This window comes from Bacillus sp. 204(2023) (assembly GCF_037027505.1).
GTDB classification, from domain to species: domain Bacteria; phylum Bacillota; class Bacilli; order Bacillales; family Bacillaceae; genus Bacillus; species Bacillus subtilis.
Window position 1 is genome coordinate 620,787 of record NZ_JAXCHE010000001.1, and the last position, 14,895, is coordinate 635,681.

Below are 14,895 nucleotides of genomic sequence, written 5' to 3' on the forward strand. Positions count from 1 at the left end.
AAACGTCGATTTCTGTTTGAAATCTGTTAAAATAAAAAGAGCAAATCAACGATTTTTGTCAGGAAGAATGTAGGTGGATAGGTTGTCATTAAATTACTTCGATATTATGGTTCTCGATTGTCTTTGCAAAATAAACGGGGAACGGTCGGGAAGCGCTGTTTTTCACCTATTCAAAGGCAAGAGATCGTCACAAATCATTCAAGATGCCGGCTTATTTCAGACTGCAAAATACTTTGGAATGGCGGCAAAATGTTCGAGAAGCGATATTTCTGCGTCGCTTGACAAGCTTGAAAAGCATTCATATCTCGCGCCAATGTCTGAAACAGATACATACAAAGTGACAGCCAGCGGCGCAGCAGTTTTGAGACATTCCCTTAGCGAGCGGCCGTGGCCCGTTTATTGTCACGGCGCTCATTATCAGCAGGCTGCCGGCGTGCTTTGGAAAAGGCTTTCGCTGCTTGTGCAGGTCCTATCCCATAAACAGCAAGGGAGCAGGCAGTATATCCCTGTCACAAAGGATCATAAGACACTTCACTGGGTAAAGAAATACCTGTCCCGGCATACGGATCATATAGAGATGGCAAAAAGCCTTTTTGCCATGCTTGAGGCGCATTTGAAAAAGATTGAAAACAAAGCAGCGCAAATTTTTGTCTACTCCTTAACCTCGCACCATCGGATCGGTTATACGAGCAGGCAGCTTGCTGATACGCTGAAAGAAGATGAATGGTATGTCTATATCATGTTTTGGGCTTCGGTACATTATTTTATTCATTCTCTTCCGGAGTGTGAAGATGCTTTGTTAAAGGATCTCCTTTCTGATGTGCATTTAGATAATGCCCTGACAGAGTCGACGAGGAAAACATGGCAGATGGTCAAACAAGGGTTTCCGATACAGCGAATTGCTGAAATCAGAAAGCTGAAAACAGCGACGATTGAAGACCACATTGTCGAGATTTCTCTCCATGAGCCTGCGTTTATGATTAATGATTATGTATCAGCAGAAGACCAGCTCCAAATCGCAGAGTTTGCTAAACGGATGCGGACGAATAAAATCAAACAAATTCGCGACGGGCTGGAACAGCGGTTCAGCTACTTTCAAATCAGACTGGCATTGACAAAGCAGGTGCAGCAATATGACTAAATTACAGCAAACGTTATATCAGTTTTTTGGTTTTACTTCCTTTAAAAAAGGGCAGCAGGACATTATTGAAAGCATACTCAGCGGGAAGGATACCATTGCAATGCTCCCGACTGGTGGAGGGAAAACGCTTTGCTACCAGCTGCCTGGTTATATGCTTGACGGCATGGTATTAATCGTTTCTCCGCTGCTTTCTTTAATGGAGGATCAGGTGCAGCAGCTGAAAGCCCGGGGGGAAAAGCGTGCTGCAGCTTTGAACAGCATGCTTAACAGGCAGGAAAGACAATTTGTTTTAGAACATATTCATCGATATAAATTTTTGTACTTGTCTCCTGAAGCTTTACAGTCTCCTTATGTATTGGAAAAATTGAAAAGCGTTCCGATCAGCCTATTTGTTATTGACGAAGCGCATTGTATTTCTGAATGGGGACACGACTTCAGGCCTGATTATTCAAAGCTCGGACAGCTGAGAAAAAAACTTGGTCACCCGCCCGTTCTGGCATTGACCGCCACGGCTACAAAGGAAACGCTGCAAGATGTCATGAACCTGCTGGAGCTGCAGCATGCTGTACGCCATCTCAACTCAGTCAACCGCCCAAACATCGCACTGAGGGTTGAAAATGCGGCGGACACTGCCGAAAAAATAGATAGGGTCATTCAGCTGGTTGAAAACCTGCAAGGCCCGGGAATTGTTTATTGTCCGACACGGAAATGGGCTGAGGAATTAGCGGGTGAAATTAAAAGCAAAACGAGCAGCAGAGCCGACTTTTACCATGGCGGTTTGGAGTCAGGGGACAGGATTTTAATTCAGCAGCAGTTTATTCATAACCAGCTTGATGTGATATGTTGTACGAATGCGTTTGGAATGGGTGTCGATAAACCCGATATCAGATATGTGATTCATTTTCACCTCCCGCAGACGGCAGAAGCTTTTATGCAGGAAATCGGCAGAGCGGGCCGCGATGGAAAGCCGAGTGTCAGCATTTTGCTGCGGGCGCCAGGGGATTTTGAATTGCAGGAACAGATTATCCAGATGGAGAGTGTCACAACTGAAGAAATCGCCGACGTAATCCGTGTGCTGGAGAAGACGGAGGAGCGGGATGAGAGAAGGCTGCGTGACGTATTACTTCAGTATGGCGTCGGAGAGACACAGGCCCGTATGATGATTCATCTCTTTATGCAGGGAAAAACATCAGTTGAACTGATGAAGAAAGAAATTTCATATCGCATGGAGCTGAAGCTGGAAAAAATGCACCGTGTATCATTTTTGCTTCAGCGTGACGGCTGTTTAAGGCAGGCACTGTTAACCTACTTTGATGAATCATACGAGCCTGATGACGGAAATCTCCCGTGCTGTTCACATTGCGGTTTTGATTTATCCTTGTATGAACAAAAAGGGGAACGGAGTAAAATGGCGCCATTAGACAGCTGGAGTTCGGAATTGAACCGGATATTCAGCTTGCAGACTGTAGGTGAGCTGAACTGAAACAGCAAAAAGATTATATTCAGCATATGTCTGACCGTGATATGCTGAAGCAGTTATATTTGACGCAGCTACTCATCATCTTTGCCGCTGCTGCAGCAGGACTGTTCTTTTTTGAGGATGTACGGGACGTATTAAAGCTCTGGGACATTCGCGATATGCGAATCATCTGGTATGGTGTTTCTATAGCTGTTATTGTTATTTTAGCCGATATGGCAGTAATGAAATGGTTTCCGTCTCATTTATATGATGACGGCGGAATCAATAAAAAAATATTCAGTAAGAGGTCAATCCCTCATATTATATTTTTAACGCTTCTGATTGCTTTCGCGGAAGAAATGTTATTCAGAGGAGTGCTGCAGACTCATATCGGTTTATGGGCGGCCAGCCTTATATTTGCCGCTCTGCACTTTCGGTATTTGTCAAAATGGCTGTTATTTATTATGGTGACAGCAATCAGCTTTTTGCTCGGTCTGATGTATGAATGGACCGGCAACTTATTTGTTCCGATGACGGCGCATTTTATCATTGATGCCGTGTTTGCCTGTCAGATTCGTTTTGAACATGTGAGGAGGGATAAACATGACGAACATGTCGAGAGTAGAGAGAAGAAAAGCCCAGGATCTTTATGAAGATCAAAACGCCGCATTGGCGGACGATTATGTCGATGATGGAGAAAGCCTTCCGACAAGACAATCTGTAAAAAATCAAAGAGAACAGAAAAAAAAGCAAGGCAAAACAAAAACGCCATTATTCACAGTACTCGCAGTAATATTTGTATTTGTGCCAGTTATCGTTTTAGTCACGTTATTTTATCTAAAGAGCCACCCGGATAATCATGACGATTATGAAGACGTTTTTATTGACAGCAGCCAAAGCAAATATGAGGTTGTCCCGAAATCAGAGGATAAAAACGATACCGCAGACACTAAAGAAACCGCACTGCAGAAGGAGTCAAAAAAAGAGCCAGAAGATTCCAAGCCAAAAGAGCAAACAGCTGCTGATAAGAAACAGACTGCTGTAGCGGAAAAAGAAGACTCGGCAAATAAGGAGGAAGCAACCGCCGCGGCTGCTTCCTCTTCCCAATCAACAGTACAACAGCAAGAACAGCAACAGCAGCCGGCTGAGCCAGTTCAAAATGTGCCGAATCGCGTTGTCAAGCACACCGTCCAAAAGAAAGAAACGCTATACCGCATTTCCATGAAGTATTATAAAAGCCGGACAGGAGAAGAAAAAATTCGAGCGTATAATCATCTGAATGGAAATGATGTTTACACCGGACAAGTTTTGGACATCCCCTTAATGGATGAATAGGGTATTATTTTTATTTTACGTTCATATATTGTAGCAATGAAAATGGACAAGGTGTGAAGCGTATGGAATCCTTATGGAATCAGCTGGATCAGTTTACAGACGCGCCGACCAAACAGATGCTCCAAGCGCTGGTAAAACGAAAACAAAAATTCGAAAATTATGCAGCACAATGCCGCAGATGGCGATGGGCTTCACTTATCTGCCTAGGCTTATTATGTGTTATGATCATGATCAAAAGCCCGGAGCCTCAGCTTATACTTCAAGAAATACTAAGCCATACCTTTTATTTATTTTGGATGCTGGCAACCGCTTTTGCCTACTGCACTTCATATTATTTCAAGAAAAAGGAAGAAAAATCCGAGATTGATTTCCATAAACTGAGATGTGAAATTATTCAGAAAAGCACTGATCTCTGGCCACAGCCCGATAAATGGAAGGCGAGAGAGTCTGTTTTTCATATGATGAAGCACAAATATGACATTAATCTATATTTTGAAAGTAAATAAAATGGGGCGTTTTCTCAAACGATAGAAACGTCTTTTTTTTATTGTCCGTCTTATTGATAAGTTCTAAAAAGAATGGAGAGTTTTTTATGAAGCTATCAGTGAAAATTGCCGGTGTACTAACTGTTGCGGCAGCGGCAATGACGGCAAAAATGTATGCAACAGCAAAAGGCAATCATTTGAAGACACATACGTTTCCTTTATCAAAGATGAAGGGCAAGCCGCCTCTGACAATCTTTTTTATTTCAGACATTCACAAACGTCTCATCGATCAAGACCTTTTAGAAAAAGCGCGAAGCCATGCCCCTCACTTGGTTATAATCGGCGGTGATTTAGCTGAGGGCGGGGTGCCCAGTGCGAGAATCGAGGAAAACATCAAAAGGCTCGTACATTTCGGGGTCCCTATCGTGTTTGTGTGGGGGAATAATGATTATGAAGTCAGGCAGCATAAGCTGTATTCCATATTTAAAGCGCACGGCGTCATCACTCTGAGAAATGAGTCAGTCCCGTTTTCATACAATGGGCATACGATTGCGATTGCGGGGGTTGATGATATCAGGATGGAGATGGATCATTATGAGGAAGCCATCAAAGAACTTGATGAAAGCCAGCTGAATATTCTGGTTTGCCATAATCCGGAGATTCATGAACAAATCAATGAAGATGACGGTATTGATGTGATATTCAGCGGACATACCCATGGAGGCCAGATCAGGTTTGGAAAATTTGGCCCTTATGAACTGGGAAAAACAGGTATTGTTAAAAGCGCGGCATATCTGATCAGCAACGGCTACGGCACGACAAAAGTGCCTCTTCGTTTAGGTGCTAAGCCTGAAACACACATTGTGACTCTTTGCGGACCAGAATAACTTCTAAAAAGCAAAAATCCATATGGCAATAAAAACTGCATTGTGCTTGTCTTACTAGTGAACTCAGTGTAAACTGATAACAATTAAGAACCTATGACTCATCATCTCATATAATGTGTTATATGATTTGTGTGCAAGTAGAGGCAGGAGGGAACGTTATGCGGCTTGAGCGTCTGAATTATAATAAGATCAAAATCTTTTTAACCCTCGATGATTTGACAGACCGGGGATTGACAAAAGAAGACCTCTGGAAGGACTCATTTAAAGTCCACCAGTTATTTAAAGATATGATGAATGAAGCAAATACAGAGCTCGGCTTTGAAGCGAATGGACCGATTGCAGTGGAAGTGTATTCTCTCCAAGCACAAGGGATGGTCGTGATTGTAACAAAGAACCAAGACGCCGATTCAGAAGACGATGAGTATGATGATGATTACATCGAAATGCAAGTCAAGCTTGATGAAAGCGCGGACATCATATATCAATTCCATTCCTTTGAAGATATCATTCAGCTTTCAGAAAGCTTACAGCGAATCGGTATCACAGGGGGAACTGTCTACCACTATGACGGGCAGTACTTTTTAAGCCTTGAAGATCTAGGGTCACATACGGCTGAAGGGGTTGTGGCGGTTCTGGCCGAATACGGCAATCCAACAACTTTAACGATTTATCGCCTGCAAGAGTATGGTAAGCTCATTATGGACGGTAATGCCGTAGAAACGATACAAACTCATTTTTCATAAGAATGCAACGGAAAACTGCTGATTTCAGCAGTTTTTTTTCGTTAAAAAACATGGAAAAACATAACGTTTATTCTATGCACAGATCATATGAAGGTGTATACTATTCTCTGAAAGGGAGCATGTGAGAAACAGAAGATTCTAGGAGGTTAACTCAAATGGCAGCCGATCGAAACACCGGTCATACAGAAGAGGACAAACTTGATGTATTAAAATCAACCCAAACCGTAATACATAAGGCTCTGGAAAAATTGGGATATCCCGAAGAGGTATACGAATTGTTAAAAGAGCCGATGAGGTTATTAACGGTAAAAATACCTGTTCGTATGGACGACGGTTCAGTAAAGATTTTCACAGGATATCGTGCGCAGCACAATGACTCTGTCGGTCCAACGAAAGGCGGGATACGTTTTCACCCGAACGTAACAGAAAAAGAGGTGAAGGCGCTTTCAATTTGGATGAGTTTAAAATGCGGCATAATTGATCTTCCATATGGCGGTGGTAAAGGCGGAATTGTTTGTGATCCAAGGGATATGTCGTTTAGAGAGCTGGAGCGTCTGAGCAGAGGGTATGTCAGAGCGATCAGCCAAATTGTCGGCCCGACAAAAGACGTGCCGGCACCGGATGTATTTACAAACTCACAAATCATGGCTTGGATGATGGATGAGTATTCAAGAATTGATGAATTTAATTCGCCTGGATTTATTACAGGCAAACCGCTTGTGCTTGGCGGATCTCACGGGAGAGAATCTGCGACAGCAAAAGGTGTTACCATCTGTATTAAAGAAGCGGCTAAGAAGAGAGGCATCGATATTAAAGGTGCGCGTGTCGTTGTCCAAGGCTTCGGAAACGCGGGAAGCTATTTGGCAAAATTTATGCATGATGCGGGGGCAAAAGTTGTCGGCATCTCAGATGCGTATGGCGGACTTTATGATCCGGAAGGCCTTGATATCGATTATTTACTCGACCGACGCGACAGCTTCGGTACCGTAACAAAGCTTTTCAACGATACCATTACCAACCAAGAGCTGCTGGAGCTAGATTGTGATATTCTCGTTCCTGCTGCGATTGAAAATCAAATTACAGAAGAAAATGCCCATAATATCCGGGCTAAAATTGTCGTTGAAGCAGCGAACGGACCAACAACGCTTGAAGGAACAAAAATTCTTTCAGACCGGGACATTCTGCTTGTACCAGACGTGCTGGCAAGTGCCGGTGGCGTAACAGTTTCTTATTTTGAATGGGTTCAGAATAACCAAGGCTTCTACTGGAGTGAAGAAGAGGTAGAAGAAAAATTAGAAAAAATGATGGTCAAATCATTTAACAATATTTATGAAATGGCTAACAACCGAAGAATTGACATGAGGCTCGCTGCATATATGGTCGGCGTTCGCAAAATGGCTGAAGCTTCGCGTTTTAGAGGCTGGATATAAGTTGATGATTTGCATAAAAATAAAAAATCTCCTATGATAAAATAGGAGATTTTTTTATTCGGAAATAGAAAATATGAAGTGAAATGCCAATCGCAGGAGTTGACAGAAATGATTCAAGAAAAAGCAATTATTATAGGCGGCGGGCCTTGCGGACTATCTGCTGCCATTCACCTAAAACAAATTGGCATTGATGCCCTCGTCATCGAAAAAGGCAATGTCGTTAACAGTATTTACAATTATCCGACGCATCAAACCTTTTTCAGCTCAAGTGAAAAGCTCGAAATCGGAGATGTGGCATTTATTACGGAAAACAGGAAGCCTGTCAGAATTCAGGCTTTATCGTATTACCGGGAAGTCGTCAAACGGAAAAACATCCGTGTTAACGCATTTGAAATGGTGCATAAAGTGACGAAAACGCAAAAAAACACATTCGTTATTGAGACGTCAAAAGAGACCTACACGACGCCATATTGTATCATCGCCACAGGCTATTATGATCATCCAAACTATATGAATGTACCCGGTGAGGATTTGCCGAAAGTATTTCATTATTTTAAAGAAGGCCACCCGTATTTTGATAAAGATGTTGTTGTTATCGGCGGGAAAAATTCAAGCGTGGACGCCGCCCTTGAACTCGTGAAATCTGGGGCGCGTGTCACAGTTTTATATAGGGGCAATGAGTATTCTCCGAGCATTAAGCCGTGGATTCTGCCGGAATTTGAAGCTCTCGTCAGAAACGGTACAATCCGTATGGAATTTGGCGCTTGTGTCGAAAAAATCACCGAGAATGAAGTTGTGTTTCGCTCCGGAGAGAAAGAACCCATTACCATTAAAAATGATTTTGTATTTGCCATGACAGGCTATCATCCCGATCATCAATTTCTTGAAAAAATTGGTGTTGAAATTGATAAAGAAACAGGGCGTCCATTTTTCAACGAAGAAACGATGGAAACGAACGTTGAAGGTGTCTTTATTGCCGGTGTTATTGCTGCGGGAAACAATGCAAATGAAATATTTATTGAAAACGGCAGGTTTCACGGGGGGCATATCGCAGCGGAAATCGCCAAAAGAGAAAACCATTAAAGATGAGGAGCATATGATGCATTCGTATGCTCTTTTTGTTTTTTTAAGTGCAGACAGATGTAAAATTTTAAACAACATGGTAGGATAGACGTAGGAATATAAAGGAAAGAGGTTGCCTGATGTTTGCAATCATCTCTGCAGGAATTGCCCCCGGCATCGCGTTATTAAGTTATTTTTATTTAAAAGATCAGTATGATAATGAACCTGTACATATGGTGCTACGGTCGTTTTTTCTCGGGGTTGTTCTTGTATTTCCCATCATGTTTATCCAGTATGTACTTGAAAAAGAGAATGTAGGAGGCGGAAGCTTTTTCGTTTCTTTTTTATCTTCGGGGTTTTTGGAGGAATCATTAAAATGGTTTATACTGATGATCAGTGTTTACCCGCACGCCCACTTTGATGAGCATTATGACGGGATTGTGTACGGTACAAGTGTATCACTCGGTTTTGCAACCCTCGAAAATATTCTTTATTTAATTGGCCACGGCGTGGAGCATGCGTTTGTCAGGGCGCTGCTGCCTGTTTCATGCCATGCCTTGATTGGCGTTATAATGGGATTTTACCTTGGAAAAGCCCGTTTTTCCGCTGATAAGGCGCGTGTAAAGTGGCTTACTCTTTCTTTAGTTGTCCCATCCCTTTTGCATGGATCATATGATTTTATCCTAACAGCGCTTAGTAATTGGATTTATTATATGCTTCCATTTATGGTATTTTTATGGTGGTTTGGTTTGCGTAAAGCGAAAAAAGCCCGTGCCGTTAATATGATGCAAGTATAGAAGCCGCACAGCAACCGTGTGGCTTTTTTGTGTGCAGTTTTTATGTTCTGAGGGATAACAAGGAAAGAGTGTATAAAAATAACCTCGTTACAGAAAATACGATTATACTTAAAAATTTGCAGTAGGAGGCTTGAAAAGATGAAGTCCAAAGGATCGATTATGGCATGTCTCATCCTTTTTTCCTTTACAATAACGACGTTTTTCAATACTGAAACCATCTCTGCCTTTTCGAATCAGGTCATTCAAAGAGGGGCAACAGGGGATGATGTGGTCGAGCTTCAGGCGCGTCTTCAATACAACGGATATTATAACGGAAAAATTGACGGGGTTTATGGATGGGGGACGTACTGGGCAGTTCGAAATTTTCAGGATCAATTCGGGTTAAAAGAGGTTGACGGCCTTGTAGGAGCTAAAACAAAGCAAACCTTAATATGTAAATCAAAATACTATCGTGAATATGTCATGGAACAGCTCAATAAAGGGAACACATTCACGCATTACGGAAAAATTCCGCTAAAGTATCAGACGAAACCATCAAAAGCAGCAACACAAAAGGCAAGACAACAAGCAGAAGCACGGCAGAAACAGCCTGCAGAAAAAACAACGCAGCAGCCTAAAGCGAATGCGAATAAACAGCAAAACAATACACCAGCAAAAGCAAGAAAACAGGATGCGGTAGCAGCGAACATGCCTGGTGGATTTTCCAACAACGATATCAGGCTGCTTGCTCAAGCGGTTTATGGCGAAGCCCGGGGCGAGCCGTACGAGGGGCAGGTTGCTATTGCAGCAGTCATTTTAAACCGTTTGAACAGCCCGTTATTTCCAAATTCAGTAGCGGGGGTTATTTTTGAGCCGCTTGCCTTCACAGCAGTAGCCGACGGACAAATTTACATGCAGCCGAATGAAACGGCCCGAGAAGCAGTGCTGGATGCCATCAATGGCTGGGACCCATCAGAGGAAGCACTTTACTACTTTAATCCGGATACGGCAACAAGTCCGTGGATTTGGGGGCGTCCGCAGATTAAAAGAATCGGTAAACACATTTTCTGTGAGTAGCAGATATGAGAAAGCATAAAAAGAGGTGTGATAAATGATCAGAGGAATTTTAATCGCCGTGCTTGGTATTGCAATAGTCGGTACAGGCTACTGGGGATACAAAGAACACCAGGAAAAAGACGCAGTTCTTCTTCATGCTGAAAATAACTATCAGCGGGCGTTTCATGAGCTTACCTATCAGATGGATCAGCTTCATGATAAAATCGGAACAACACTTGCCATGAACAGCCAAAAATCACTGTCGCCTGCATTGATCGATGTGTGGAGGATTACATCAGAAGCTCATAACAGTGTCAGTCAGCTGCCGCTTACATTAATGCCGTTTAATAAAACTGAAGAGCTATTATCAAAGATCGGCGATTTCAGCTATAAAACGTCAGTCAGAGATTTGGACCAAAAGCCGCTTGATAAAAACGAGTATACATCACTAAATAAGCTATATCAGCAGTCCGAAGATATACAAAATGAATTGCGTCATGTTCAGCACCTTGTCATGAGCAAAAACCTTCGTTGGATGGACGTAGAAATGGCCCTGGCTTCTGACGAAAAACAAAGTGATAATACGATTATCAACAGCTTTAAAACAGTCGAAAAAAATGTTGGTGCATTCTCCACTGGCACTGATCTTGGTCCGAGTTTCACCAGCACGAAAAAAGAAGAGAAAGGCTTCGGCCATCTGAAGGGAAAACAAATTTCCGAACAGGAAGCAAAACAAATTGCTGAGCGCTTTGCCCCAGATGACAATTATTCAATTAAAGTGGTAAAGAGCGGAAAAAAAACAAATCGCGATGTATATAGCATCAGCATGAAAGATCCAGACCATAAAGCAGTGATTTATATGGATATTACGAAGAAGGGCGGGCATCCGGTATACTTGATCCAAAACAGAGAAGTGAAAGATCAGAAAATCAGTTTAAATGACGGATCGAACCGAGCGCTTGCATTTTTAAAGAAAAACGGATTTGAAACAGATGATTTGGAAATTGATGAAAGTGCCCAATATGATAAAATCGGTGTATTTTCATATGTTCCTGTTGAAAATAAAGTCCGGATGTACCCCGAGGCAATTCGTATGAAAGTGGCCTTGGATGACGGTGAGGTTGTCGGCTTTTCAGCAAGAGACTTCCTCACATCTCACAGAAAAAGAACCATACCTAAGCCTGCAATTACTGAAGCAGAGGCAAAGTCTAAATTAAATAAAAATGTACAAGTGAGAGAAACAAGGCTCGCTTTGATTACAAATGAACTAGGTCAAGAAGTGTTATGCTACGAAATGCTTGGGACAATTGAAAATGACACATTCAGAATGTATATCAATGCCAAAGACGGATCGGAAGAAAAGGTTGAAAAACTAAAAAATGCAGAACCTATATATAAAGACCTATAAAAAACAGGAGGAAAGGACTAAATGTCTTTTCCTTTTTTTCATTACGTGCTTTAATAAAAACGTGAGTATATTGAATGCGAAAGAGTGAAGTCAATGATAGAGATTGGAGAAAATGTACTTTTAGAATATATAGAAGAAAATGAATTGAAAAAGGCAAAAAGCAAGGCGGTCAGCATCGAAAACAATGAACTTTTGATCGCGTATCCTGTTGATGTAGTTACAGGGCGAACTGTGATTTTACATAACGATATGGAAGTAACGGTAGAGTTTGTGGGAAAAGACGAAGTTCCTTATCGCTTTATAAGCCGTATAAAAGGTAAAGTGAAGGACAGACTTCAAATGATCTGTCTTGAAATGCCTCCCCGTGAAAAAATGAAAAGAATCCAGCGCCGCCAATATGTAAGAACTGATGCGGTATTAGATGTGCAAATTCAGCCGGGAAATGAGGAAGAGATCCGCACACTATCCTATAACATCAGTGCAGGCGGCATCGCCGTGGTTTTAGCTGATGGCCTTTCTTTTCAATCGGGGGAATCATTGCGTCTGATCATTCGTCTTCCTGAAGAGGAGCACACACGTCAAATAGAAACAGAAGCAGTTGTCAGACGAATCTTTAATGACCCCAAGTCAGGAAAACGCAAAATGACTTTAGAGTATTCGGAAATTGCAGCAGGTGACCAGCAGGCTTTGCTTCAATACTGCATCAGGCGCCAGTTAAATAAGAGAAGAAAGGCCCGAATGGAATAAACATCGGCAAACACTTCCATACTATTTGTAATGGAGGTGCTCCAATGAAAACATTTGAACGGCTGCTGATCAAATTATTGTTCATTCAGGCCATCATTTTATTTGGTGTCCAATTTCTTTTTCACTATCAGCATATTGAACCATACGTATCAAAAGTGATTCAATATGAAGGGGTGGATAACATGGAGGGGGACAATAAGATTGAAACCTTCAAACATTAATTATTCATCAATTTTTCACCCTTTTTCATAAAGTTCGTGATACAATCCATAGAGGAGAAAAGAGCAAGGAGAGGAATTATGGAAAAGAAATTATCGATTGCAATTGACGGCCCGGCAGCTGCAGGGAAAAGCACCGTTGCCAAAATTGTGGCTGAGAAAAAATCGTACATATATATTGATACAGGAGCAATGTATCGAGCGATTACTTACGCGGCTTTACAAGAAAACGTTGAGCTGACAAATGAAGAAAAACTGGCTGAGCTGCTAAAGCGGACAGACATTGAGCTGATTACAACAAAAGATGGACAAAAAGTGCTTGTAAACGGCACCGATGTAACTGAGGCGATCAGAACAGATGAAGTCAGCAACCAAGTTTCAATTGCGGCCAAGCACAGAAGTGTCAGAGAAGAAATGGTGAAACGCCAGCAGCAGCTTGGGGAAAAAGGCGGCGTCGTCATGGATGGTCGTGACATCGGGACGCATGTGCTGCCAAATGCAGAAGTAAAAATCTTTCTTCTGGCATCTGTTGAAGAGAGAGCGAAACGCCGTTATGAAGAAAATGTGAAAAAAGGCTTTGATGTCAACTACGAAACATTAATTGAGGAAATTGCAAGAAGAGACAAGCTTGATTCAGAGCGCGAAGTATCTCCGCTCCGCAAAGCAGAAGACGCTCTTGAAATCGACACGACATCGCTTTCCATTCAAGAGGTAGCTGATAAAATCCTCGAGGCTGTGGAGCAAAAGTCCCGCTGAGGATGGCAAATGCCACTTTTTTTGAACTTTTCAACGAAGATAGAATGTTATTGCTTGACAAACCTGTCCTTTTATTAGAAGTTAATACTAATAAAACTTTTTATTGATCATTCAAAAAACTTTTTTGGATGATTCTTTAATACATATTCGGCTAAAAGCGGGCATGTTATATGTTCAGCTTTCAAACCGTTTTAATTAAGCTGTGTAGGTTTGGACCAAGGAGGTTATTCAAATGACAGAGGAAATGAATCAAATTGATGTTCAAGTGCCAGAGGTTGGAGATGTAGTTAAAGGGATTGTGACAAAGGTAGAAGACAAACATGTAGATGTAGAAATTATCAATGTCAAACAATCCGGTATTATTCCAATCAGTGAATTATCAAGTCTTCATGTAGAGAAAGCATCGGATGTTGTTAAAGTAGACGACGAGCTTGACCTGAAAGTAACAAAAGTGGAAGACGATGCTTTGATTTTATCTAAACGTGCTGTTGATGCAGACCGCGCTTGGGAAGACCTTGAGAAAAAATTTGAAACAAAAGAAGTGTTTGAAGCTGAAGTGAAAGATGTCGTGAAAGGCGGCCTTGTCGTTGATATCGGCGTTCGCGGTTTTATTCCGGCATCACTGGTTGAAGCACATTTCGTTGAAGACTTCACTGACTATAAAGGAAAAACACTGTCACTGCTCGTTGTAGAGCTTGACCGTGATAAAAACCGCGTGATCCTTTCACACCGTGCTGTTGTTGAAAGTGAACAAGCGAATAAAAAACAAGAACTTCTTCAGTCTCTTGAAGTTGGAAGTGTACTTGATGGCAAAGTACAGCGCCTGACTGATTTTGGCGCGTTTGTTGATATCGGCGGCATCGACGGACTTGTACACATTTCACAGCTTTCCCACGCTCATGTAGAGAAGCCGTCTGACGTTGTTGAAGAGGGACAAGAAGTAAAAGTGAAAGTGTTATCGGTTGACCGTGATAATGAACGTATTTCTTTATCAATCAAAGATACACTGCCTGGACCTTGGAGCCAAATCGGCGAAAAAGTGAAGCCTGGCGATGTGCTTGAAGGAACCGTACAGCGTCTTGTAAGCTTCGGTGCCTTTGTTGAAATCCTTCCAGGTGTTGAAGGTCTCGTTCATATTTCTCAAATTTCCAATAAACACATCGGCACGCCGCATGAAGTTCTTGAAGAAGGACAGACTGTAAAAGTGAAGGTTCTTGATGTGAATGAAAATGAGGAGCGCATTTCATTAAGCATGCGTGAACTTGAAGAAACGCCTAAAGCTGATCAGGAAGATTACCGTCAATATCAAGCGAAGGAAGAAACAAGCACTGGCTTCCAGCTTGGAGATCTGATCGGAGATAAGCTGAATAAACTAAAATAATTGGTGATAAA

The 14,895-nt window shown here is 42.0% G+C and carries 16 protein-coding genes; all 16 read left to right on the forward strand.

The window, feature by feature from the left end:
- Positions 1-82: 82 nt before the first annotated feature.
- The gene (locus WA279_RS03415; protein WP_336154411.1) at positions 83-1,141 is read left to right on the forward strand and encodes a helix-turn-helix domain-containing protein; all 1,059 of its coding nucleotides are present in this window, start codon (positions 83-85) and stop codon (positions 1,139-1,141) included.
- A complete protein-coding gene (locus tag WA279_RS03420) occupies positions 1,134-2,624 on the forward strand; it encodes a RecQ family ATP-dependent DNA helicase (RefSeq protein ID WP_336154273.1) in 1,491 nt (496 codons plus the stop codon). Before WA279_RS03415 ends, WA279_RS03420 begins: the two co-directional genes overlap by 8 nt.
- 26 nt (positions 2,625-2,650) lie before the next feature.
- Positions 2,651-3,253, forward strand: coding sequence for a CPBP family intramembrane glutamic endopeptidase (locus tag WA279_RS03425; RefSeq protein ID WP_336154275.1), 603 nt, complete (start codon positions 2,651-2,653; stop codon positions 3,251-3,253).
- Positions 3,204-3,935: a LysM peptidoglycan-binding domain-containing protein gene (locus tag WA279_RS03430; RefSeq protein WP_336154276.1), complete on the forward strand. Its 732-nt coding sequence runs from the start codon at positions 3,204-3,206 to the stop codon at positions 3,933-3,935. Before WA279_RS03425 ends, WA279_RS03430 begins: the two co-directional genes overlap by 50 nt.
- Before the next feature lie 62 nt (positions 3,936-3,997).
- A complete protein-coding gene (locus WA279_RS03435; RefSeq protein WP_015383991.1) occupies positions 3,998-4,441 on the forward strand; it encodes a YpbF family protein in 444 nt (147 codons plus the stop codon).
- An 86-nt stretch (positions 4,442-4,527) separates the two neighbouring features.
- Entirely contained in the window at positions 4,528-5,307 is a 780-nt protein-coding gene (locus WA279_RS03440; RefSeq protein ID WP_336154277.1) for a metallophosphoesterase, read from the forward strand.
- Between the two features lie 158 nt (positions 5,308-5,465).
- Positions 5,466-6,050, forward strand: a complete 585-nt coding sequence (locus WA279_RS03445; protein ID WP_003230533.1) for a genetic competence negative regulator — start codon at positions 5,466-5,468, stop codon at positions 6,048-6,050.
- Positions 6,051-6,205: 155 nt separating this feature from the next.
- Positions 6,206-7,480, forward strand: coding sequence for an NAD-specific glutamate dehydrogenase (gudB, locus tag WA279_RS03450; protein ID WP_003230536.1), 1,275 nt, complete (start codon positions 6,206-6,208; stop codon positions 7,478-7,480).
- Positions 7,481-7,588: 108 nt separating this feature from the next.
- Positions 7,589-8,563 carry a YpdA family putative bacillithiol disulfide reductase gene (locus WA279_RS03455; protein ID WP_336154279.1) on the forward strand — a complete coding sequence of 325 codons (975 nt, stop codon included), beginning with the start codon at positions 7,589-7,591 and terminating at the stop codon, positions 8,561-8,563.
- A 119-nt stretch (positions 8,564-8,682) separates the two neighbouring features.
- The gene (gene prsW, locus WA279_RS03460) at positions 8,683-9,339 is read left to right on the forward strand and encodes a glutamic-type intramembrane protease PrsW (protein ID WP_336154281.1); all 657 of its coding nucleotides are present in this window, start codon (positions 8,683-8,685) and stop codon (positions 9,337-9,339) included.
- A 138-nt stretch (positions 9,340-9,477) separates the two neighbouring features.
- Entirely contained in the window at positions 9,478-10,395 is a 918-nt protein-coding gene (gene sleB, locus WA279_RS03465; protein WP_014480142.1) for a spore cortex-lytic enzyme, read from the forward strand.
- A gap of 34 nt (positions 10,396-10,429) precedes the next feature.
- Positions 10,430-11,782: a germination protein YpeB gene (gene ypeB, locus WA279_RS03470; protein ID WP_336154283.1), complete on the forward strand. Its 1,353-nt coding sequence runs from the start codon at positions 10,430-10,432 to the stop codon at positions 11,780-11,782.
- Positions 11,783-11,875: 93 nt separating this feature from the next.
- Complete coding sequence (dgrA, locus tag WA279_RS03475; RefSeq protein ID WP_336154284.1) at positions 11,876-12,529, forward strand: cyclic di-GMP receptor DgrA; 654 nt, start codon at positions 11,876-11,878, stop codon at positions 12,527-12,529.
- 44 nt (positions 12,530-12,573) lie between these two features.
- Positions 12,574-12,750: a YpfB family protein gene (locus tag WA279_RS03480; RefSeq protein ID WP_021481556.1), complete on the forward strand. Its 177-nt coding sequence runs from the start codon at positions 12,574-12,576 to the stop codon at positions 12,748-12,750.
- 78 nt (positions 12,751-12,828) lie between these two features.
- On the forward strand, positions 12,829-13,503 hold the full coding sequence (gene cmk, locus WA279_RS03485) for a (d)CMP kinase (RefSeq protein ID WP_015383984.1): 675 nt from the start codon (positions 12,829-12,831) through the stop codon (positions 13,501-13,503).
- Between the two features lie 232 nt (positions 13,504-13,735).
- Positions 13,736-14,884, forward strand: a complete 1,149-nt coding sequence (rpsA, locus tag WA279_RS03490) for a 30S ribosomal protein S1 (protein ID WP_249850954.1) — start codon at positions 13,736-13,738, stop codon at positions 14,882-14,884.
- Positions 14,885-14,895 lie beyond the last annotated feature (11 nt).